Source organism: Kitasatospora sp. NBC_01287, from assembly GCF_026340565.1.
Classification (GTDB): Bacteria; Actinomycetota; Actinomycetes; order Streptomycetales; family Streptomycetaceae; genus Kitasatospora.
This window is the reverse complement of sequence record NZ_JAPEPB010000001.1, coordinates 4,784,178-4,803,872: the sequence shown is the minus strand read 5'-3', so window position 1 is coordinate 4,803,872 and position 19,695 is coordinate 4,784,178. Positions and strand designations below refer to the sequence as shown.

At 75.1% G+C, this 19,695-nt stretch carries 18 protein-coding genes; 12 read left to right on the top strand and 6 right to left on the bottom strand.

Going from position 1 to position 19,695, the window contains the following annotated elements:
• The first annotated feature begins 35 nt into the window (after window positions 1-35).
• Entirely contained in the window at window positions 36-1,028 is a 993-nt protein-coding gene (locus tag OG455_RS20630) for an Lrp/AsnC family transcriptional regulator (protein WP_266295851.1), read from the top strand.
• A 30-nt stretch (window positions 1,029-1,058) separates the two neighbouring features.
• Here the strand turns inward: OG455_RS20630 and OG455_RS20625 are convergent, their stop codons facing one another.
• On the bottom strand, window positions 1,059-3,437 hold the full coding sequence (locus OG455_RS20625) for an FtsX-like permease family protein (RefSeq protein WP_266295849.1): 2,379 nt from the start codon (window positions 3,435-3,437) through the stop codon (window positions 1,059-1,061).
• Window positions 3,434-4,138: an ABC transporter ATP-binding protein gene (locus OG455_RS20620; protein ID WP_266300890.1), complete on the bottom strand. Its 705-nt coding sequence runs from the start codon at window positions 4,136-4,138 to the stop codon at window positions 3,434-3,436. Before OG455_RS20620 ends, OG455_RS20625 begins: the two co-directional genes overlap by 4 nt.
• Before the next feature lie 209 nt (window positions 4,139-4,347).
• On the opposite strand from OG455_RS20620, the gene OG455_RS20615 reads away from it, so the two are divergent.
• Together OG455_RS20615 and OG455_RS20610 are read left to right on the top strand one after the other, a co-directional pair.
• Window positions 4,348-5,664, top strand: coding sequence for a sensor histidine kinase (locus tag OG455_RS20615; protein ID WP_266295847.1), 1,317 nt, complete (start codon window positions 4,348-4,350; stop codon window positions 5,662-5,664).
• A gap of 14 nt (window positions 5,665-5,678) precedes the next feature.
• Complete coding sequence (locus OG455_RS20610; protein WP_266295845.1) at window positions 5,679-6,362, top strand: response regulator transcription factor; 684 nt, start codon at window positions 5,679-5,681, stop codon at window positions 6,360-6,362.
• 3 nt (window positions 6,363-6,365) lie between these two features.
• On the opposite strand, the gene OG455_RS20605 is transcribed toward OG455_RS20610, so the two are convergent.
• The 4 genes from OG455_RS20605 to OG455_RS20590 all read right to left on the bottom strand — a co-directional run bounded on the left by OG455_RS20605 (window position 6,366) and on the right by OG455_RS20590 (window position 9,477).
• Window positions 6,366-6,614, bottom strand: coding sequence for a hypothetical protein (locus OG455_RS20605; protein ID WP_266295843.1), 249 nt, complete (start codon window positions 6,612-6,614; stop codon window positions 6,366-6,368).
• A 44-nt stretch (window positions 6,615-6,658) separates the two neighbouring features.
• Window positions 6,659-7,795, bottom strand: coding sequence for an allantoicase (gene alc / locus OG455_RS20600; RefSeq protein ID WP_266295841.1), 1,137 nt, complete (start codon window positions 7,793-7,795; stop codon window positions 6,659-6,661).
• A gap of 70 nt (window positions 7,796-7,865) precedes the next feature.
• Window positions 7,866-8,777 carry a LysR family transcriptional regulator gene (locus OG455_RS20595; protein ID WP_266295839.1) on the bottom strand — a complete coding sequence of 304 codons (912 nt, stop codon included), beginning with the start codon at window positions 8,775-8,777 and terminating at the stop codon, window positions 7,866-7,868.
• Between the two features lie 67 nt (window positions 8,778-8,844).
• Window positions 8,845-9,477 carry an ATP-binding protein gene (locus OG455_RS20590; protein ID WP_266295837.1) on the bottom strand — a complete coding sequence of 211 codons (633 nt, stop codon included), beginning with the start codon at window positions 9,475-9,477 and terminating at the stop codon, window positions 8,845-8,847.
• 252 nt (window positions 9,478-9,729) lie between these two features.
• On the opposite strand from OG455_RS20590, the gene OG455_RS20585 reads away from it, so the two are divergent.
• From OG455_RS20585 to OG455_RS20545, 9 genes are all read left to right on the top strand, one after another.
• Window positions 9,730-10,533, top strand: a complete 804-nt coding sequence (locus OG455_RS20585) for a hypothetical protein (RefSeq protein WP_266295835.1) — start codon at window positions 9,730-9,732, stop codon at window positions 10,531-10,533.
• Between the two features lie 131 nt (window positions 10,534-10,664).
• A complete protein-coding gene (locus tag OG455_RS20580; RefSeq protein WP_266295833.1) occupies window positions 10,665-11,408 on the top strand; it encodes a YcnI family protein in 744 nt (247 codons plus the stop codon).
• Window positions 11,409-11,502: 94 nt separating this feature from the next.
• Entirely contained in the window at window positions 11,503-12,177 is a 675-nt protein-coding gene (locus OG455_RS20575; protein WP_266295831.1) for an SCO family protein, read from the top strand.
• Window positions 12,177-12,662, top strand: a complete 486-nt coding sequence (locus OG455_RS20570) for a copper chaperone PCu(A)C (RefSeq protein WP_266295829.1) — start codon at window positions 12,177-12,179, stop codon at window positions 12,660-12,662. Before OG455_RS20575 ends, OG455_RS20570 begins: the two co-directional genes overlap by 1 nt.
• 7 nt (window positions 12,663-12,669) lie before the next feature.
• Window positions 12,670-14,772 carry a copper resistance protein CopC gene (locus OG455_RS20565; RefSeq protein WP_266295827.1) on the top strand — a complete coding sequence of 701 codons (2,103 nt, stop codon included), beginning with the start codon at window positions 12,670-12,672 and terminating at the stop codon, window positions 14,770-14,772.
• 2 nt (window positions 14,773-14,774) lie between these two features.
• Window positions 14,775-15,998 (top strand): iron uptake transporter deferrochelatase/peroxidase subunit, encoded by a 1,224-nt coding sequence (efeB, locus tag OG455_RS20560; RefSeq protein WP_266295825.1) that lies wholly within the window; start codon window positions 14,775-14,777, stop codon window positions 15,996-15,998.
• Between the two features lie 106 nt (window positions 15,999-16,104).
• Window positions 16,105-17,040: a prephenate dehydratase gene (pheA, locus tag OG455_RS20555; RefSeq protein WP_266295823.1), complete on the top strand. Its 936-nt coding sequence runs from the start codon at window positions 16,105-16,107 to the stop codon at window positions 17,038-17,040.
• Window positions 17,041-17,535: 495 nt separating this feature from the next.
• Entirely contained in the window at window positions 17,536-18,810 is a 1,275-nt protein-coding gene (serS, locus tag OG455_RS20550) for a serine--tRNA ligase (RefSeq protein WP_266295821.1), read from the top strand.
• Window positions 18,807-19,652, top strand: a complete 846-nt coding sequence (locus OG455_RS20545; RefSeq protein ID WP_266295819.1) for an HAD family hydrolase — start codon at window positions 18,807-18,809, stop codon at window positions 19,650-19,652. Before serS ends, OG455_RS20545 begins: the two co-directional genes overlap by 4 nt.
• Window positions 19,653-19,695: the final 43 nt, after the last annotated feature.

Sequence of the window (19,695 nt, the reverse complement as noted above, 5' to 3'; positions counted from 1 at the left end):
ATCCGGAGTATTTCGACATCAGGTAGCCTGGCCTGATGGATCTCGACACCTTCGACGACCTGGACCGGCAACTCGTCCACGCCCTGCAGCTGAACGCCCGCGCGCCGTTCAGCCGGATCGCGGCGGTGCTCGGCGTCTCCGACCAGACCGTGGCCCGCCGCTACACCCGGCTGCGCGGCGCGGGCTGGATCCGGGTGCTGGGCCTGACCGACCCGGAGGCGCTGGGTGAGGTGCGCTGGCACGTGCGGGTGCAGTGCACCCCGGACGCCGCCGGCACCGTCGCCGAGGCGCTGGCCCGCCGCGAGGACACCGTCTGGGTGCTGCTCAGCTCGGGCGGCACCGAGATCAACTGCTCCACCCGCGCCCACCCGGCGCAGCCCGACCACTCGCTGCTGCTGCAGCGGCTGCCGCGCACCCCGAGCGTGGTCGGCGTCACCGCGCACTGCGTGATGCACACCTTCTTCGGCGGATCGCTCAGCCTGGTGATGAAGTCCGGCTCGCTGACCGCCGAGCAGGTCGCGGCGCTGGGCCCCGGGGCGCCCGTCGAGCGACCCTCGGGCCCGCCACCGGTGCTGGACGAGGCGGACCGGCTGCTGCTGGACGCGCTGGCCCTGGACGGCCGGGCGCCGCTGGCCGAACTGGCCGGCGCCACCGGCTGGTCGGCCAGCACGGTGCGGCGCCGGATGGACGAGCTGGAGGCCTGCGGGGTCCTCTACTTCGACCTGGACGTGGACTGGCGGATCTTCGGCGTGTACACCGCGACCACCCTGTGGCTCTCCGTCGCCCCGGCCGAACTCGCGGCCACCGGCGCCGCGCTGGCCACCCACCCGGAGGTGGCCTACGCCTGCGCGACCACCGGGCCGACCAACCTGCACGCCGCGGTGCTCACCAAGGACATCCAGTCCCTCTACACCTACCTGACCACCCGGATCGCCTCGCTGCCCGCGGTCCGCCAGGTGGAGACCGCCCCGACCATGCGGGTGGTCAAGGGCCCGGGCCCGTTCCCGCTGCCACCGCGACGTCGCTAGCGCGGGCGGGAACGGACCCGGCCGGGGGCGCTACTCGGTGCGCAACGCCGTCGCCGTCCGGGCCCTGGCCGCCCAGCCGGCCGGCAGCAGCGCGCCGAGCATCGCGATCACCACGCCACCCAGCCCCAGCAGGCCCAGCTCCGGGGCGTGGTAGACGTCGGTGACCTGGGTGGGCAGGGCGCTGTCCATGCCGTGCCCGACCATCGGCAGGATCAGGTCGTGCAGCGCGATCCCGCCGGGCACCCCGAGGATCCCGCCGACCAGGCCGATCCCGGCCACCGAGGTGAGCACCATCGCGGTCACCTGACCAGGCGTCATGCCGAGTGCCTTGCAGACGCCGAGGTCGCGCACCCGCTCCCGGGTGTCCAGCACCACCGCGTTGAGCACCCCGAGCCCGGCGACCACCAGCAGCATCAGGGTGAGCAGCGCCGTCATCGCGTCCACCATGACCACCATGTTCGGGGTCGCCACCTGGCGCGGGGTGCCGCGGACCCCGAGCGGAGCCAGCGCCGCGTTCAGCCCGCCCAGGTAGGAGGCGATCGGGACGCCGGGCTTCAGCGCGACGTGGTAGCCCCAGATCGCCGGTGCCTGGGGGCCGGTCAGGAAGGCGGGCAGGTCGGCGCTGAGCTCCACCCCGCCCTGGCCCGCGTTGAACGACTCGCCGACGATCACCGCCGAGACGCTGCTGCCCTGCGAGGTCAGGGTGAGCGTGTCGCCGACCCGGTGGCCGGTGCTGGTCAGGAAGTGCTGCGGCGCGACCACCTGCCCCGGGCCGGTCAGCCAGTGCCCGGCGAGCATGTCGTAGCCGGAGGCGAGCGAGTCACCGGTGTAGAGCATGGTCTGGACGGGGCCGGCGACCCCGGAGACGGTGGCCTGCACGCCGTTGGTGCCGTAGTAGCCGGCGGTGCCCGGCTGGGCCTGGATCGCGGCCACCACCATGGCGTCCTGCGCGGCGCTCAGGGGCACGGGCAACTGCTGAGCCCCGTCTGCCTGACCGGGGGCGGCAGGGTGCGGGGAGACCATCGGGTCGACGGTGACCGCGTACCCGCTGTCGACCTCCCGGGAGCGGCCGATCGCGTTCGCCGAGGAGGTCAGCCCGCCGGCGAAGGTCGCGGCGGCGGTACTGAACGCCACCACCGCCACCAGCGCGGCGGTGCGCACCGGGCGGGCGAACGGCCCGGCCAGGCCGTAGGAGACGGGACGCGGCACCGGCAGCCGGGCCGCCAGGCGGTGCGCCCACTGCCCGCGGCCGGTGCGCGGGGCCCGCCCCACCGCGATCGCGTCCACCGTGCGCAGCCGCCCGGCCCGCAGCGCGGGCACCAGCGCGGCCAGCGCGACCACCAGCAGCGCGGCGCCCCCGACCGCCGGGTCGACCCACCAGGCCACCGTCGACGAGGCCGAGCCGTACGCCTCCTGGGCGTCACCCAGCAGCGGCGTGGCCAGCAGGTTGCCGCCCACCAGCCCGAGCAGCGTGCCCAGCGCCGCCGGCAGCAGTGCCTGGGCCACATAGGCGCGCACCACCTGGCCCGGGGTGAAGCCGAGTGCCTTGAGGATGCCGATCCGCCGCATGCCGGAGCCGACCGCGCCGCTGACCACACTGGCCACGATGATCACCGACATGACCAGCCCGAGCCCGCCGAAGGCCAGCAGGAACGGGGCGATCGACCGCGCGTTCTCGTCGGCGGCCAGCTTGGCGTCCAGATAGGACTGGGTGCCCAGCAGCGCGCCGGGCGGCAGCGCGCCGGCCAGCTCGGCCCGGTCGGCGTCGACCTGCGCCTGGGTGCCGGCCGCGGCGAACCGGTAGAGCTCCTGCTGCTGCGCCGCGCCGCCCGGGCCGCGCAGCGCGTCGAGGCCGGTCGGCGTGGTCCAGGCCTGAGCGGTCCCGCTCACCGAGGAGGCGAGGCCGACCACGGTCAGCGCGGCGCCCGAGGTGGTCCGCACGGTGGTGCCGACGGCGAACTCCGGACCGGTGTAGTCCGTCGATACCACGATCTCCCCCGGCGCGCTCGCCCAGCGACCGGCCGACAGGCTCAGCTCGTCGACGCCTCCACCGGCGGCGCTCGGCCGCCCGACCGTGAAGAGCTGCGGCCCGGGTTGGCCGTTGTCCAGCACCGGGGTGAGGGTGGTCGCGGGGTAGGGCCCGGCGACCGCCGTCACCCCGGGCAGCCGCCCGGTGGCGGCCAGTTGCGCGGCGCCCACCGCCCCGGCGTCGAGCCGGACGACCAGGTGCGCGCCGCGCTGCCGGGCGAAGGCGTGGTCGAACGGCGCCGAGGCGGCCGCCAGGAGCGAGCCCGCGACCACCGCCGAGACCACCGCGACCATGGTGACCAGCACCGTCACCAGGGTCTGCGACCGCCGCCGCCCCACCCCGGAGCGGACCACCGTGCCGAGGGCGCCGCCGCGCTTCATCGGGTCACCGCCGAGGTCTCGCCGCGGGTCTGCCGGTCGAGCGCGACGCGGCCGTCCACCAGGTGCAGCCGCCGACCGGCGCAGGCCTCGGCGAGCGCCTCGTCGTGGGTGACCAGCACCACCGTCTGGCCGCCGCGGTTCAGGTCGGTCAGCAGCTCGCGGACCTCCTGACCGGCGGCGCTGTCCAGTGCCCCGGTCGGCTCGTCGGCCAGCAGCAGCGCCGGACGGTTGATCAGCGCGCGGGCCACCGCGACCCGCTGGCGCTCGCCGCCGGAGAGCCGGCCCGGGTAGGCCCGGGCGTGCTGGGCGATGCCGAGCGTCTCCAGCAGTTCGGCCGCGCGGGCCGCGGCCGCCCGCCCACCGGCCTTGGCCAGCTGGGCCGGCAGCAGGATGTTGTCGGTGACGGTGAGGTCGTCCAGCAGGTTGAAGAACTGGAAGACCATCCCGATCCGCTCGCGCCGGAACCGCGCCAGCTCGCGCTCGCCGAGTCGGTCGAGCCGCTGCCCGGCCACCGTGACGCCGCCCGAACTCGGCTTGTCCAGACCGGCGATCAGGTTGAGCAGGGTGGACTTCCCACTGCCCGAGGGCCCGGTCACCGCGAGTGCCTCACCCTCCTCGACGGTGAGGGTGAGCGGCCCGAGGGCCGGGGTGTCGCTGTCGTAGTGCCTGGCCGCGCCGGCCAGTTCGATCACGTGGCCCATCAGGTCTTCCGTCCTGTTCACCGGGGTCGTGCTGTCGGGAACGACGCTAGGAGCGGGCCGCTCCCGACCGCGTCGGCCGCCGAATCGACAATCCGTCCTCCTCGGGGAGGACCGGCGCCGGAGTCCTCCTTGCGAAGTACACCGCCCGGTCGGCGGGACGGTCACCGGGATCGATGCGGAACGGAGGAGTCCGGCCGCACAATGAGCCGGTGCCCACCCCTGATGAACCACGCGACTGGCGGCAGTTGGCGCGCGAGACACTGCGCAGCGACGAGCGGACGGCCTGGCCGGACCGCCGCACGATGCTCGCCGACGCGCTGCTCGGCCTGTTGCTGACCGCCGCGGTGCTCTACGCGGGCACCTTCGCCAGCATCGGCCGGCGGAGCCTGGACTCGCAGGACGGCCCGCTGCCTTACTCCTGCCCCGCGCAGGAGTTGTGCCACGCGCTGCCCGGCCCCTCCGTCCCGGTGCCGCTGGAGCCCCGCGAGTACGCGCTGCTCGCACTGACCGCACTGCCGCTGGTGGCCCGGCGCCGCTACCCGCTCGCGGTCTTCTGGGCGGTGCAGATCGCGGCGCTCGACACCCAGGCCTACGGCAGCTGGCTCAGCGTGCTGGGCTGCGCCGTCGCCGCCCGGAGCGCGGTCGCCCACAGCCGCAACCTGCCGCCGGTCCTGGGCAGTTTCGCGCTCGGCGCGGTGCTCGCCGCCACCGTCCTGGACCGGAGCGCCGAAGCCGCCTGGCCGCTGATCACCCGCCCGTACGTGATCCTCAACGTGGTCGCGCTCATCGCCGCCGTGGTCCGCCACTCGCGGCAGACCCTGACGGCGAGTCAGCAGCGGCTTGCCGAGGTGCGGTCGGCCCAACAGGCGGCGACCGCCTTGGCCGTGGCGGAGGAGCGCGCGCGGATCGCCGCCGAACTGCACGACGTGGTGACGCACAACGTCAGCGTGATGGTGATCCAGGCCGGCGCGGCCCGCCGGGTGCTGGACAGCTCGCCCGACCTCGCGCGCGAGGCGATGCTCGCGGTGGAGTCCGGCGGCCGGGCGGCGATGGCCGAACTGCGCCACGTGATGGGCCTGCTGGCCGCCTCCGGCACCGGCCGGGCCGCCGACGGCAGCCCGGACGAGCTCGAACCGCAGCCCGGCCTGGACCAGTTGGCGGCACTGGCCGCGCGGGTCGGGGCGGCCGGGCTGCCGGTCACCCTGGCCCTCTCGCTGCCGCCCGAGCCGCTGCCCTCCGGAGTCGACCTGACCGCCTACCGGGTGGTGCAGGAGGCGCTGACCAACGCGCTCAAGCACGCGGTCGGCGCCCAGGTCTCGGTGACGATCGGTCACGACGAGCAGTGGCTGCGGATCGAGGTGGCCGACACCGGCGGCACCAGGAGCCCGCAGGCGGCCACCGGCGGCGGCCGCGGCCTGATCGGGCTGCGCGAACGCCTGGCCCTCTATGGCGGCAGCCTGGACGCGGGACGGAGAATCGGCGGCGGCTACCTGATCGAGGCCCGCCTGCACCGGCGGACCGGCTGAACCGGAGGACTCCCATGGACACCACACCGCTGCGCGCCGTCATCGCCGACGACCAGGCGCTGGTGCGCACCGGGTTCAGGATGATCCTGGCCAGCGACGGCATCGAGGTGGTGGCCGAGGCGGTGAACGGCGCCGAGGCCGTCGCCGCCGTCCGCCGCACCCGCCCGGATGTGGTGCTGATGGACATCAGGATGCCGGAGCTGGACGGCCTGGAGGCCACCCGGCAGCTGCTGGCCGGCGGCGGCTGCGAGAGCAAGGTGATCATCCTGACCACCTACGACCTGGACCACTACGTCTACGCCGCGCTCACCGCGGGCGCCAGCGGGTTCCTGCTCAAGGACGTCAGCCCCGAGCACCTGGTCGCCTCGATCCGCCTGGTGCGCTCCGGCGACGCGCTGCTGGCCCCCGCCATCACCCGCCGCCTGATCGAGCGCTTCGCCCACCGCGACGAGGCCCGCGACCACCTCCACCGCGACCTGGCCGCGCTCACCCCGCGCGAGCTGGAGGTGCTGCGGCTGATGGCCACCGGCCTGAGCAACGCCGAGCTGGCCGACCGGTTGACCCTGGGGCAGACCACGGTGAAGACCCACGTGACCCGGATCCTGACCAAGCTCGGCCTGCGCGACCGGGTGCAGGCGGTGGTGCTCGCCTACGAGACCGGCCTGATCGCGCCCGGCGGCGGCTCGGCGCAGGGCTAGGGGTTAGGGGTTCTCCTGGGGCAGGTACTGGGACCGGTCGTGCTCGTCGGCCAGGAACGGGACGGACTGGAACCAGACCACCCCGCAGGAGCGGCAGCAGGGCTCCGCGGTCCGTCCCCACTCGGTCGGCTCGCGGGTGGCCGACCCCAGGGCCAGCGCTCGGCCGCACAGGCCCTCGATCTTCTCGCCCTGGACCATGTGCCACTGCTTCACCGGGCCGGACGGGCCCTGGTCGCCGTACTCGGCGTACATCCGATGCAACATATGTCCACAGTGCGCCCGGCTCGGGGCCGACGCTAGGCGAGCGAACCGTGCAGGCGCAGCCGGGCGACGCCGCCGTCCGGGAAGACGTCGATCCGGGCGTGGGTGGCCGGCCGCTGGGCCGCGCCACCGGCGGCCTCGCCCGGTGCCGTGCCCGGTGCCGTGCCCGGTGCCTCGCCCGCCGCCGCGCCGAGGACGAAGCGGTGCACCGCGTCGGGCTGCAGTGCGGTGCGCGGCAGCAGTTCGAACCAGCCGGGCGCGGCGTGGTCGGCCGGGTCACCGGCCCGCGGGTCGGTGGCGTCGAAGCCGAGCACGGCGGCCCAGCCCGCCGCGTTGCCGAGGTAGTTGCCGGTGTCCACCTCAAGGGCGCGGACCACGCCGCGCCCGGCCAGCCGCAGCCGGACCCAGTCGTGGCCCTGATCGCGGCGGCGGCGGTTCTCCCAGCCCTCGCCCATCTCGCGGGAGCGGCCGGGCATGATCAGGTTGACCGGCGGCGAGAAGAAGCGGTCGGAGGCGTCCTCGACGCTGCCGCCGTGCTCCAGCGCGGCCAGGTCGAAGCTGCCGAGCGCCGCCAGCCAGGCCGGATCGGGGCGGCCGGTGCCGTGCACCCGCAGCCGCGCGATCCCGCCGTCCGGGAACTGCTTGAGCCGCAGGTGGGTGAAGCGGCGACCGTCCGTGACGGCGAAGCCGTTGGCGGCGTGGCCGGCCACCGCGCTCGGCGCGACGATCTCGTGCCACGGCACGGCCGCGTCGAGCAGCTCGGCCGGGCCGGGCAGGCCCGGCAGCTCGGCGGCCTCCACGCTGATCCGCTGCGGGGGGTTGCCGCGGAAGTGGGCGGTGTCGACCACGATGCCCTGGATCACACCCGGCAGGCCGAGCCGGATCAGCGCCCAGTCGTGGTCGGCGGCCACCGGGTGCGGGTGGGCGGTGTCCGCGCCCCGGCGGCGGCGGCTCTCCCAGCCGTCCATCAGCTGGCCCTTGGGCCCGAAGGTGTGCGGACGGAAGCGCGGGGTCTCGGGGCGCAGCAGGTTCTCCCGCTCGGCGAAGTGCTCGTCGCTGGCGGCGAGGACCGCGGCGCCCAGGCGGCGGTCGGCCAGGTCGGGGAGCCGGCGGTAGCCGGCGTCGGCGGCGAGGTCCTGGTAGTCGGCGTAGCCGGGGTCGTAGGTCGTCATGGCTCCACTGTGCGAGGCGATGACTCTTCAGGTCCATCGCGAATAACTGATCGAAACGTTGAGCCAGGCTTCACAGTGCGGCGGACCTCACGATCTCGGAGAGCACCCGGCGCAGCGGCGGCGCCTGCTCGGTGCCCGCCCGGACGGCGGCCACCACCCGGCGGCTGGGCAGGTCGGCGGGCAGGGTGCGCACCGCCACGCCCCGAGCCCCCTGGATCGACCCGGCGCCCACCAGCAGTCGCGGCACCAGCGCCACCCCGAGGCCCGCGCCGACCATGGTCAGGATCGCCGCCCAGTCGGCGGCGGTGTGCGCCCGCTCCGGGACGAACCCGGCCTCGGCACAGGCTCCCAAGGTGATGTCCCGCCAGGGACCGGACCCTCCGAAGATCCAAGGCTCGTCCGCCAGTTCGGCCAGCCGCAGCCCCTCGCGGCGGGCCCACGGGTGCTCCAGCGGCAGCGCGACGTCCAGCGGGTCGTCCAGCACCGGGACCTGGACGAACCTGGGGTCCTCACCCGCGCTCCCCCGGACGTTGAGCGAGACCGAGACGTCCACCGCCCCGGCCGCCAGCAGCGCCACCGCCTCGGCCGCCTCCGCCTCCACCACCCGCACCGCCAGCCGCGGCGCCGACTCGCGCAGCCGCACCACCGCCGGCACCACCAGCGCGGTGATCGCCGTCGCGAACGCGCCGACCCGCACCTCCCCCGCCTCCCCGTGCAGGTAGCCCGCCAACTCCGCCTCGGCCTGCTCCAGTTGCCCGAACACCCGGTCCGCGTGCCGCAGCACCAGCCGGGCCGCCGCCGTCAACCGCACCCGCCGCCCGTACGGCTCCACCATCGGCGCCCCCACCTGCCGGGCCAGCGCCGCCAACTGCTGCGACACCGCCGACGGCGTTAGATTCAGCCGCGCCCCGGCGGCGGTGACGGTGCCGCACTCGTGCAGTGCCCGCAGCACCCGGAGCTTCTTGAGGTCCCAGTCGGTCATGGGGGGGAGGGTAGGAGAGAACGGGCCGTCCACCCGCGCCCGCCGGTCAGGAAGGGCCGCCCGCCGGTCAGGAGGCCACCCGCAGGGCCGGGCGGTTGAGCAGCTTGTCGAAGCTGACGATCGCGCCGCGCTGGGGGTGGTTGTGCAGGCGGACGTGGTCGGTCAGGGCGCGGATCAGGAAGAGGCCGCGGCCGGACTCGGCGCCGAGGTCGGGCAGGGTGTCGAGCTCGGGCAGCCGGGGCAGCGCGGGGTGCGGGCGGCCGGGCGGCAGGACGTGGGTGTCGTAGGGAGTGGGGCGGGTGCGGCGGGCGGGGCCCAGCGCGGCGGGGCCCGGCAGGGTGGCGCGGCCGCGGCGGCGGCGCGGGCGGGTGTGGGGGCGCGCGGTGGGCAGCGCGGGCAGGGCCGGCAGCTGGGCGCGGGCCGGCACCAGGTGCGGGCCCGCGGGCAGGCCTGGACCGGAGTCGACCACCTCGATCCGCAGCAGGTCGCCGTCGAGCGCGGCGGTGACCTGGAAGCCGTCGCCGCGGTGCGCGCCCGCGTGCTCCACCGCGTTCGCACAGGCCTCGGTCAGCGCGAGACCGAGGTCATGGGCGATCTGCGGGTCGACGCCGGCGCTCTCCATGGTGCCGAGCAGGAAGCGCCGGGCCAGCGGAACGCTCGCCAGCTCGCGCTTGAGGTGCAGAGTCCACCAGATGTCCACGACCGGTCCCTCCTGGCTGGGGCTCCACATACAACTAGGTATTTCCGAGCGATCCGGCCGTGAACCGTCGCCGGACGAGCACTCCGCCCATTCGGCGGATGGACTGCCGCGGCACGGTATGCCGAACGGCGCGCGTCTCACTCGAATGCGCCGGGGCCATTGGAGGGACCCCGGGCAGCCGGGCGGACGCGGCGGAGTCGATTCGCCCCCCGCCCCGGGCAGCCGCGGACCCGATGAGATGATGGCCCGGCCATGACCGACCACCAGCCCGCACCGCATCCGGACGCCGCCCCGGCGCTCCGCCCCGCGCTGCGCGCCGGGTGGGACCTGCGGCTGCTGCGGGCGGTCCCGTTCGCGCTGGTCTGCACGGTGGTGGCCACCGCGGGGCACACCATGGGCGGCGGCGGCACGGTCGCCGTGCCGACCCTGCTGCTCGGCTTCACCCTGGTCGCCGCGCTCGCGGTGCTGCTCGGCGGGCGCGAGCGCTCGCTGCTCGGCATCGCCGGTGCGCTCGGCTCGGGCCAGCTCGGGCTGCACCTGCTCTTCCACGGCACCGGCCACCAGATGATGGCCGGGATGACGATGGACCAGGCCGCCGGCCGGCTGGTCTGCAACGACCTGCCCGGGTTGCCGCACACGCTGCCCGCCGGGACCAGCCCCGCCCAACTGCTCGGCGCGGCCGGCCTGGACCCGAGCGCCTACCACGCCGCCGCCACCGCGCCCTGGTGGCAGTTCGGCCTCAGCCCCGCGATGCTGCTCGGCCACCTGCTGGCGGCCGTGCTGGCCGGCTGGTGGCTGCGGCGCGGCGAGGCGGCGCTGTGGCGCGTCATCCGGCTGGCGCACGGCGCCGCCCGCGAGGCCCGGCAGCAGTGGACCGCTCCGCTGGGGCGGGCGCTGGCGCTGGTCGCCGCGGTGCTGCGCGGCCTGCTCGCGGTGGCCGGGGCCGGGGTGCGCGGGCCGTGCCCGGACACCGGGAACAGCCGTCCGCCGGTGGTCCTGGCGCTGCGGCACAGCGTGATCCGGCGCGGTCCGCCGGTGGCGGCCCGCGCGCGCTGACCCCTCGTCACCACCGGGATCGGGACACCACCGGTCGACGGTGCGGGGGCCGGGCGCGCGCGTACGCACCCGTCCTCACCCCCGCTGTCCAGGGCACCGGTGTGCCCTGCTCCCGTTGGAGACCTGCCACGATGCGTTCCCTTCCCGCCCGCCGTTCCGCCGCCGCCGTGCTCCTCGCGGCCGGCGCCGTCCTGGCCACCGCCGTTCCCGCCTTCGCGCACGTCACCGTGCAGCCCGGCACCGCCCAGCAGGGCGGCTACACCGCCGTCGCGTTCCGGGTGCCGGACGAGAGCGACAAGGCGAGCACGGTGAAGCTGGAGGTCACCGTGCCGACCGACCACCCGATCGCCTCGGTCTCGACCCAGCCGCTGCCCGGCTGGACCGCCACCGTCGACAAGACCCACCTGGACACCCCGGTGAAGACCGACGACGGCGACTCGGTCACCGACGCGGTCAGCAAGATCACCTGGACCGCCGACGCCACCGGCAAGGTCGGCCCCGGCCAGTTCCAGGAGTTCAAGATCTCCTTCGGCCCGCTGCCCAAGGACACCGACAAGCTGGTCTTCAAGGCGCTGCAGACCTACGACGACGGCACCGTGGTGCGCTGGATCGACGAGGCCAAGCAGGGCCAGCCGGAGCCGCAGCACCCGGCCCCGACGCTGACCCTCACCCCCGCGGTCGACGCCGCCGCGGCGGCCGCCGTCAGCACGCCGGGCGCCTCGCGGGACGGCGCCGCCGTCGCGGCGGCCAAGTCCGACGACTCGACCGCCCGCACCCTGGGCGTGGTCGGCATCGTGGTCGGCGTGGTCGGCGCCGCCCTCGGCGCGCTCGGAGTGATCGGCGGGCGCCGCAGGAGCGGCACCCCCGCCTCCTGAGCCGCCCCGGCCGGGGCCGTCCCGCCCCCGCGGCCGGCCGGCCCCGGCCGGACCCCAGCACCGCCCAGCCCTCACGAAACGGACAGTCACAGGTATGAAGCCCCTCTCCTCCCGTCGGCGGGCCGCCGGTGCCGCCGCCCTCGCCGTCGCCGCCGCCCTCGCGCTGACCTCCTGCGGCTCGGGCACCACCAAGGCGTCCGACGGCGCGGCCGTGGTCTCCCAGGAGAAGCAGAACTCGCCCTACCAGGGCACCGTGCTGGCCAAGCACTTCGACAAGCCCGACCTGGTGCTGCCCGACACCAGCGGCCAGCCCTTCGACCTGCGCCGGCGCACCGCGGGCCGGACCACGCTGCTCTTCTTCGGCTACACCAGCTGCCCCGACGTCTGCCCCACCACGATGGGCGACATCGGCGTGGCGATGCAGAAGCTGACCCCCGAGGAGCGGGCCGAGGTGGACGTCGTCTTCGTCTCCACCGACCCGCAGGTGGACACCCCCACGGTGCTGCGCACCTGGCTGAACTCCTTCGACAAGGACTTCATCGGCATGACCGGCGACCTGACCAAGGTGAAGGCGGCCGCGCAGAGCCTGGGCATCCTGGTCGAGGACCCGGTGGTCAACAAGGACGGCACGGTGACCTCCTCGCACGGCGCCCAGGTGCTGGCCTTCCTGCCCTCCGACGACAAGGCGCACGTGCTCTACCTGAGCGACACCTCCACCGCCACCTTCGAGCACGACCTGCCGCTGCTGGCCAAGGGGGTGGCGGCCTGATGCCCGCCTCCCGGGAGTTCCGCCGCACCGCGCTCGCGGGGGCCGCGGTGGCCGCCGCGCTGACCGTCAGCGCGATAGTCGTGGCGGGCGCGGGCGGCCACGACGCGAGCGCGAAGCTCAGCGTCACCGACTCCTACATCCCGCTGCCCGCCGCCGGCACCAGCGACAGCATGGCGGCCGGCTACCTGACGGTCCGCAACACCGGCGGCGCCGCGGACACCCTGGTCCGGGTGAGCAGCCCGGGGGCCGGCTCGATCAGCATGCACCGGTCCACCGACACCAGCATGGACGAGGTGGACAGCCTGCCGGTCCCCGCCGGGGGCACCCTGCGACTGGCCCGCGGCGGGCTGCACCTGATGATCATGGGCTGGCAGAAGCAGCCCGCCGTCGGCGACCGGCTGGAGCTGGACCTGCACTTCGCGCACGGCGGCACCATCGTGGTCCAGGTGCCGGTGCAACCCCTCACCTACCGACCCGGGAGCTGACCTCCAGATGCTGCTGCGCCAAGCCCGGACCTGGCTCGCCACCGCCGGTGCGCTGCTGGTCCTGCTGATCGGCACCGCCTCGCCCGCCGCCGCGCACGCGGCGCTGCTGCAGACCGACCCCGCGCAGAACTCGGTGGTGGCCACCGAACCGGCCGCCGTGACACTGACCTTCAGCGAGGGCGTGACGCTCTCCGGCGACTCCGTCCGGGTGCTCGACCCGGGCGGCAAGCCGGTGGACCTCGGCAACCCGGGCCACGCCGACGGCCGGGGCGACACCGCCACCGTCGGCCTGCGGCCCGGCCTGGGCAACGGCACCTACACGGTCGCCTGGCGGGCCGTCTCGGCCGACACCCACGTGGTCGGCGGCGCCTTCACCTTCTCGATCGGCGCGCCCTCCGACACCTCGGTCTCCACCTCGCAGATCCAGGGCGCGCAGGCGAACGGCACCGTCTCCGCGCTCTACGGGACCGGGCGCGCGGTGGCCTACGGGGCGTTCGCGCTGCTGGTCGGGGTGGCGGCCTTCGTGCTGCTCTGCTGGCCGCGCGGGGCGCAGGCGCGCTCGGTGCAGCGGCTGCTGATGGGCGGCTGGGTGGGGCTGCTGGCGGCCACCGTCGCGGTGCTGCTGCTGCGCGGCCCGTACGAGCAGGGCAGCGGGCTGGGCCGGGTCTTCGACCTGTCGCTGGTGCGCGGCACGCTGGACGAGCGGCTCGGCACCGCGCTGGCCGCGCGGCTGCTGCTGCTGGCGGCGGGCGGGGTCTTCCTGTCGCTGCTGGTGGGGCAGCTGGGCCAGGAGTCCGCGCCGGTCGCGGCCACCGCACCGAGTGGCGACGCGGAGGAGGACGAGCTGCGCCGGCTGGAGCGGCGGGCCGCCGAGCGGCCGCTGCGCGAGGCGCGGCTGGCGCTCGGCGTGGGCGGGGCGCTGCTCGCGCTGGGGCTGGCGGCCACCTGGGCGGCGGCCGACCACGCGGCGGTCGGCATCCAGGTCTGGGTCGCGCTGCCCTTCGACATGCTCCACCTGGTCGCGATGGCCTGCTGGCTGGGCGGCCTGGTCGCGCTGGTCCTCGCGCTGCGCGACGGGGCCGGGGTGGCGGTGGCGGACCGGTTCTCCAAGGTCGCGCTGGTCTCGGTGGCCGCGCTGGTGGCGACCGGCGTCTACCAGGCCTGGCGGGGCGTCGGCTCCTGGGGCGCCCTGGTGGACACCGAGTACGGGCGGCTGCTGCTGATCAAGGTCGGCCTGGTGCTGGTGATGCTGGGCGCGGCCTTCTTCTCCAGGCGCTGGACGGCGCGGTTGCGGGCGGGCGCGGGGGTGCCGGCCACGGCGGACGCGGCGGCAGACCAGACGGACAAGGCGGACCGGGCGGACGAGGCGGACGTCGAGCGGGCCGACGTCCGGGTCGGTGCCGCGATCGGCCTGACGGCGGACGACAGCGTGACCGACAGCGCCGGAACGGAAAGCGCCAGAACGGAAAGCGCCGGAACGGACATCGACGCCGGCCCCGGGCTCGACCCCGGGCGGCGGGCGCAGTTGGAGCGGCAGCGGGCGGCGGTGGCCGCGGCCGGAGTGCGCCGGGCCCAGGACGGCTCGCCGACGCAGGCCGGGCTGCGGCGCTCGGTGCTGATCGAGGCGGTGGTGGCGATCGGCGTGCTGGTGGTCACCACGCTGCTCACCAACGCCCCGCCCGGCCGGGTGGCGGCCCAGGTCGCCGCCGCGAGCTCCGGCGGCGGCAGCGCGGCGGCCGCGGCGCCGAGCGGGGGCGCGGGCGCCCGCACCGTGGAGCTGAAGATCCCCTACGACACCGGCGGCACCGAGGCGGGCGCCAAGGGCACCGCCACCCTCACCGTCAACCCGGCCACCACCGGCGCCAACCAGCTGACCCTGCAGGTGGCGAACGGCGCCGGGCAGCCGGTGGACGTGCCGGAGGCCCAGCTCTCCTTCACGCTGCCCGACCGCGACCTGGGCCCGCTGCCGGTGACGCTGACCAAGTCCGGCACCGGCCGCTGGAGCGGCACCGCGCAGATCCCGCTCACCGGCGAGTGGGTCGCGGCGGTGGTCGTCCGCTCCTCGGACATCGACCAGGACACCGAGACCAAGCAACTGACGATCGGCTGAGCATGACCAGCACACGAGAGAGCGGCTTCTCCCGGCGGGCGCTGCTCGGCGGCGCCGGGGCCGGGCTCGCCGTCGGGGCCACCGGCGGCGCGCTGGCCCGGGCGGCGGCGGTGCCCGGCGCGCCGTCCGGGCCGCCCGCCCTGGGCGCCGCCGAGGTCGACCACCAGGGCCCGCACCAGGCCGGGATCCTGCAGCCGCAGCAGGCCAGGGCGCAGCTCGCCGCCTTCGACCTGGCCCCGGACGCGGGGCTCGGCGGGCTGCGGGCGCTGCTTCAGCAGTGGTCGCGGACCATCGCCCGGCTCACCTCGGGCGAGCCGGCCACCAGCCACGAGAACCAGATCGCGCTGGACGCCGGGCCCAGCTCGCTGACCGTCACGGTCGGCTTCGGCGCCACCCTCTTCGACAAGGCGGGCCTGGCCGACCGGCGGCCGCCCGCGCTCACCCCGCTGCCCGACTTCCCGCTGGACGCGATCGACCGCGCGCGCAGCGACGGCGACCTGTGGGTGCAGATCGGCGCCGACGACGCGCTGGTGGCCTTCCACGCGCTGCGGGTGCTGCAGCAGCAGGCGGCCCCCGCCGCGAGCGTGCGCTGGCAGATGGCCGGCTTCGCCCGCACCCCTGGCGCCACCGCAAGGCCGATGACCGGGCGCAACCTGATGGGCCAGGTGGACGGCACCAACAACCCCGAGCCGACCGATCCGGACTTCGCCGCCCGGATCTTCGCCACCGGGCCCGACTGGATGGCGGGCGGCAGCTACGCCGTCCTGCGCCGGATCCGGATGCTCCTCGACGACTGGGAGAACCTGCCGACGGACCGCCAGGAGCGCTTCATCGGCCGGCGCAAGTCCGACGGCTCCCCGCTCTCCGGCGGCACCGAGAGCACCCCGGTCGACCTCGCGAAGCAGAACCCGGACGGCACCCTGGCGATCCCCGCCGACGCCCACGTCCGGGTGGCCGCGCCGGCCGCCAACGGCGGCGCGGCGATGCTGCGGCGCGGCTTCTCCTACGCCGACGGGGTGCTGGCGGACGGCTCGCCGGACGCGGGGCTGCTCTTCGTCGCCTTCCAGGCCGATCCGGCCCGCGGCTTCGTCCCGGTGCAGCAGAAGCTGGCCCGCGGCGACGGGCTCTCCCGCTTCCTGCGGCACGAGGCGAGCGGGCTTTACGCGGTGCCGCCCGGGGTGCGCGACGGCGCGGGCTACCTGGGGCAGGCGCTGCTGGAGGGGTGAGGGCCCCAGCGCGGGACCACGGTTCGGACTTCGGCTCCGCCCGGGCACCGGAGTGGCTAAGGTGGCAGACCTGCTAGTGGTCGGAACGAGCTCACGGAGGCGCGGCATGTCGGCGACCCGCTACACCTACCTCGGGCCGGCCGGCACCTTTACCGAGGCCGCGCTGCACACCCTGCCGGAGGCGGCCACCCGGGAGCTGGTCCCGCTGACCTCGGTGCAGGCCGCGCTGGACGCGGTGCGCGGCGGCGAGGCGGCCGGCGCCTTCGTGGCGATCGAGAACTCGGTGGAGGGCGCGGTCACCGCGACGGCCGACGAACTCGCCTTCGGCGCACCGCTGATGATCTACCGCGAGGTGCTGCTGCCGATCAGCTTCGCGCTGCTGGTGCGCCCCGGCACCGAGCTGTCCGACATCAAGACCGTCACCAGCCACCCGGTGGCCCAGCCCCAGGTGCGGCGCTGGCTGGGCACCCACCTGCCGGACGCCCGCTGGGAGGCGGCCGCCTCCAACGCGGACGGCGCCCGGCTGGTCCAGGACGGGCAGGCCGACGGCGCCTTCGCCGGCGAGTTCGCGGCCGCGCTCTACGGGCTGCACCCGCTGGTCACCGACATCCATGACGCCGAGGCCGCCACCACCCGCTTCGTGCTGGTCGGCGGCCAGGGCCGGGTCGCCTCGCCGACCGGCTGGGACAAGACCTCCCTGGTGGTCTGGCTCGGCGACAACCACCCGGGCGCGCTGCTGGAACTGCTGCAGGAATTCGCGGTGCGCGGGGTCAACCTGATGCGGATCGAATCCCGGCCCACCGGCCAGGGACTCGGCAACTACTGCTTCTCGATCGACTGCGAGGGTCACCTGAGCGAGCGGCGGGTGGCCGAGACGGTGATGGGCCTGCGGCGGATCTGCCCGCGGATCCGGTTCCTCGGCTCCTATCCGCGCGCCGACCGGCGCGATGCCACGCCGCGCCGGGCGGGCTCCTCGGACGAGGATTTCGTCGAGGCCGCGGATTGGCTGGCCCGCTGCCTGGACGGGCGCGGCGAGAGCTGAGCGCGGGCCGGGGCGGCCGCCGGGCACCCCCGCGTCAGCTCCTGGCCGCCTTTCGGACATCTCCGCGAAAGGCGGCCCACCGCGTCATCCACAGGGCGGTGACCTGCCCTCTCCGCCATCCACAGGCGGGGCTTCCCGGAAGTTATCCACCGGTTATCCACAGGCCTGGGGATGAGTCGACAAACCGGCTTAGCCACTCCCAGGTCCGATCCGATCATCATTAAGCAGCTCAAAACGGACTGATCGCACCAGAGTCACCCTTCTGCCAAGAAGTCACCTCTCCGAGTGGCAGAATTCGCTCAGCCGGGACGGCGAAACCGGGTTTGAAACCTCGAAGAGCCGATTCAGGGGTGCCCCATTCCGCCCCACACCGCAATCCACAGGGCCCGGTCCGGGCCTGTGGACAAATCCCGGCGGCGGGGCCGCACGACTCAGTTATCCACAGGGAGCGATAAGTTATCCCCAGCCGGGTCCGGCCCCGGTAGGCTTGCCCCCGTGATTGACCTCCGCCTGCTTCGTGAAGACCCTGACCGAGTGCGCGCCTCGCAGCGCGCCCGTGGCGAGGACGTCGACCTGGTCGACGCCCTGCTCCTGGCCGATGAGCGCCGGCGGTCCTCGGGCAGTCGCTTCGACGAACTGCGCAACGAGCAGAAGGGGCTCGGCAAGCAGGTCGCCAAGGCCCAGGGCGAGGAGAAGGCCGCCCTGCTCCAGCGCACCAAGGAGCTGGCCGCCGAGGTCAAGGCCGCCGACGCCGAGCAGAGCCAGGCCAAGGAGGAGGCCGAGCGGCTGCAGCGCTCGCTGGCCAACCTGCTCGACCCGGCCGCCCCGATCGGCGGCGAGGAGGACTTCGTCACCCTCGAGGAGATCGGCACCCCGCGCGACTTCGCGGCCGAGGGCTTCGAGCCCCGGGACCACGTCGAGCTCGGCCAGCTGCTCGGCGCGATCGACATGGAGCGCGGGGCCAAGGTGGCCGGCGCCCGCTCGTACTACCTGACCGGCCCCGGCGCCCTGCTGGAGCTGGCCCTGGTCAACATGGCGATGGCCCAGGCCACCGCGCTCGGCTTCATCCCGATGATCACCCCGGCCCTGGTCCGCCCGGCCGCGATGGACGGCACCGGCTTCCTCGGCCAGGCCGCCGAGAACGTCTACCACCTGCCGGACGACGACCGGTACCTGGTCGGCACCAGCGAGGTCCCGCTCGCGGCGTACCACATGGACGAGATCCTGGACGTCGACAAGCTGCCGCTGCGCTACGCCGGCTTCTCCTCCTGCTTCCGCCGGGAGGCCGGGACCTACGGCAAGGACACCCGCGGCATCATCCGGGTGCACCAGTTCGAGAAGGTCGAGATGTTCGTCTACACCACCCCGGAGGAGGCGGAGGCCGAGCACCGCCGCCTGCTCCAGTGGGAGAAGGACTTCCTCAACGCGCTGGAGCTGCCCTACCGGGTGATCGACGTCGCCTCCGGCGACCTGGGCTCCTCCGCCGCGCGGAAGTTCGACATCGAGGCCTGGATCCCGACCCAGGGCAAGTACCGCGAGGTCACCTCCACCTCGAACACCACCGAGTACCAGGCCCGCCGGCTGTCGATCCGGGTGCGCGAGGACGGCAAGGCCCGTCCGCTGGCCACCCTGAACGGCACCCTGGCCGCGGTCCCCCGGCTGATCGTGGCGATCCTGGAGAACCACCAGCAGGCCGACGGCTCGGTGGTGCTCCCCGAGGCACTGCGTCCGTTCCTGGGCGGCCGGACCACGCTGGACCCGGTCAAGTGACCACCGGGCTGCCGTACCGGCTCATCGCCACCGATCTGGACGGCACCCTGCTCGACCCCGCGAAGGCGGTCACCGAGCGGACCCGCGCCGCGCTGGCCGTCGCGACGGCGGCCGGCGCGGTGCACATCGTGGTGACCGGCCGGGCGGCCGCCTGGGCCCGCCCGGTGCTCGACGGCTTCGGCTACACCGGCATCGCGGTCTGCGGCCAGGGCGCCCAGGTCTACGACGCCGGGGCGGGCAAGCTGCTCACCTCGATGACGCTGGACCGCAAGGTCGCCCAGCTGGCCCTGGCCAAGCTGACCGCCGAGCTCGGCCCGCTCGCCGTCGCGGCCGCCCAGGACGGCATGCACGGCCGGGTGCTGGCCCAGGCCGACTACCGGACCAGCGTCACCTCGGACGATCTGCCGCTGGGACGGGTGGCGGCGGCCGCCGAGCTCTTCGCCGAGCCGATCGGCAAGCTCTTCGTCCAGCACCCCGGGCTGACCGACGACCAACTGGCCGAGGCCGCCCACCGGATCGTCGGCGACCTGGTCGGGGTCACCCTGGCCGGCCCGCGGCTGGTCGAGCTGCTGCCGCTGGGCCTGTCCAAGGCGACCGGCCTGGCCGTCGCGGCCCGCCGGCTGGGGCTGCGGGCGGCGGACACCATCGCCTTCGGCGACATGCCCAACGACCTGCCGATGCTGCGCTGGGCCGCCCACGGGGTGGCGATGGCCGACGCCCACCCCGCGTTGCTGGCGGTGGCCGACGAGGTCACCGCGAGCAACGCGCAGGACGGCGTCGCCCTGGTGCTGGAGCGGCTCTACGGCGGCCTCGGCGCGGGCTCCGCGGCTCAGCCGCGGTAGCCCGGCCGTACTCCGGGTGCGGCTGCCCCGGCCGCCGCGCGGC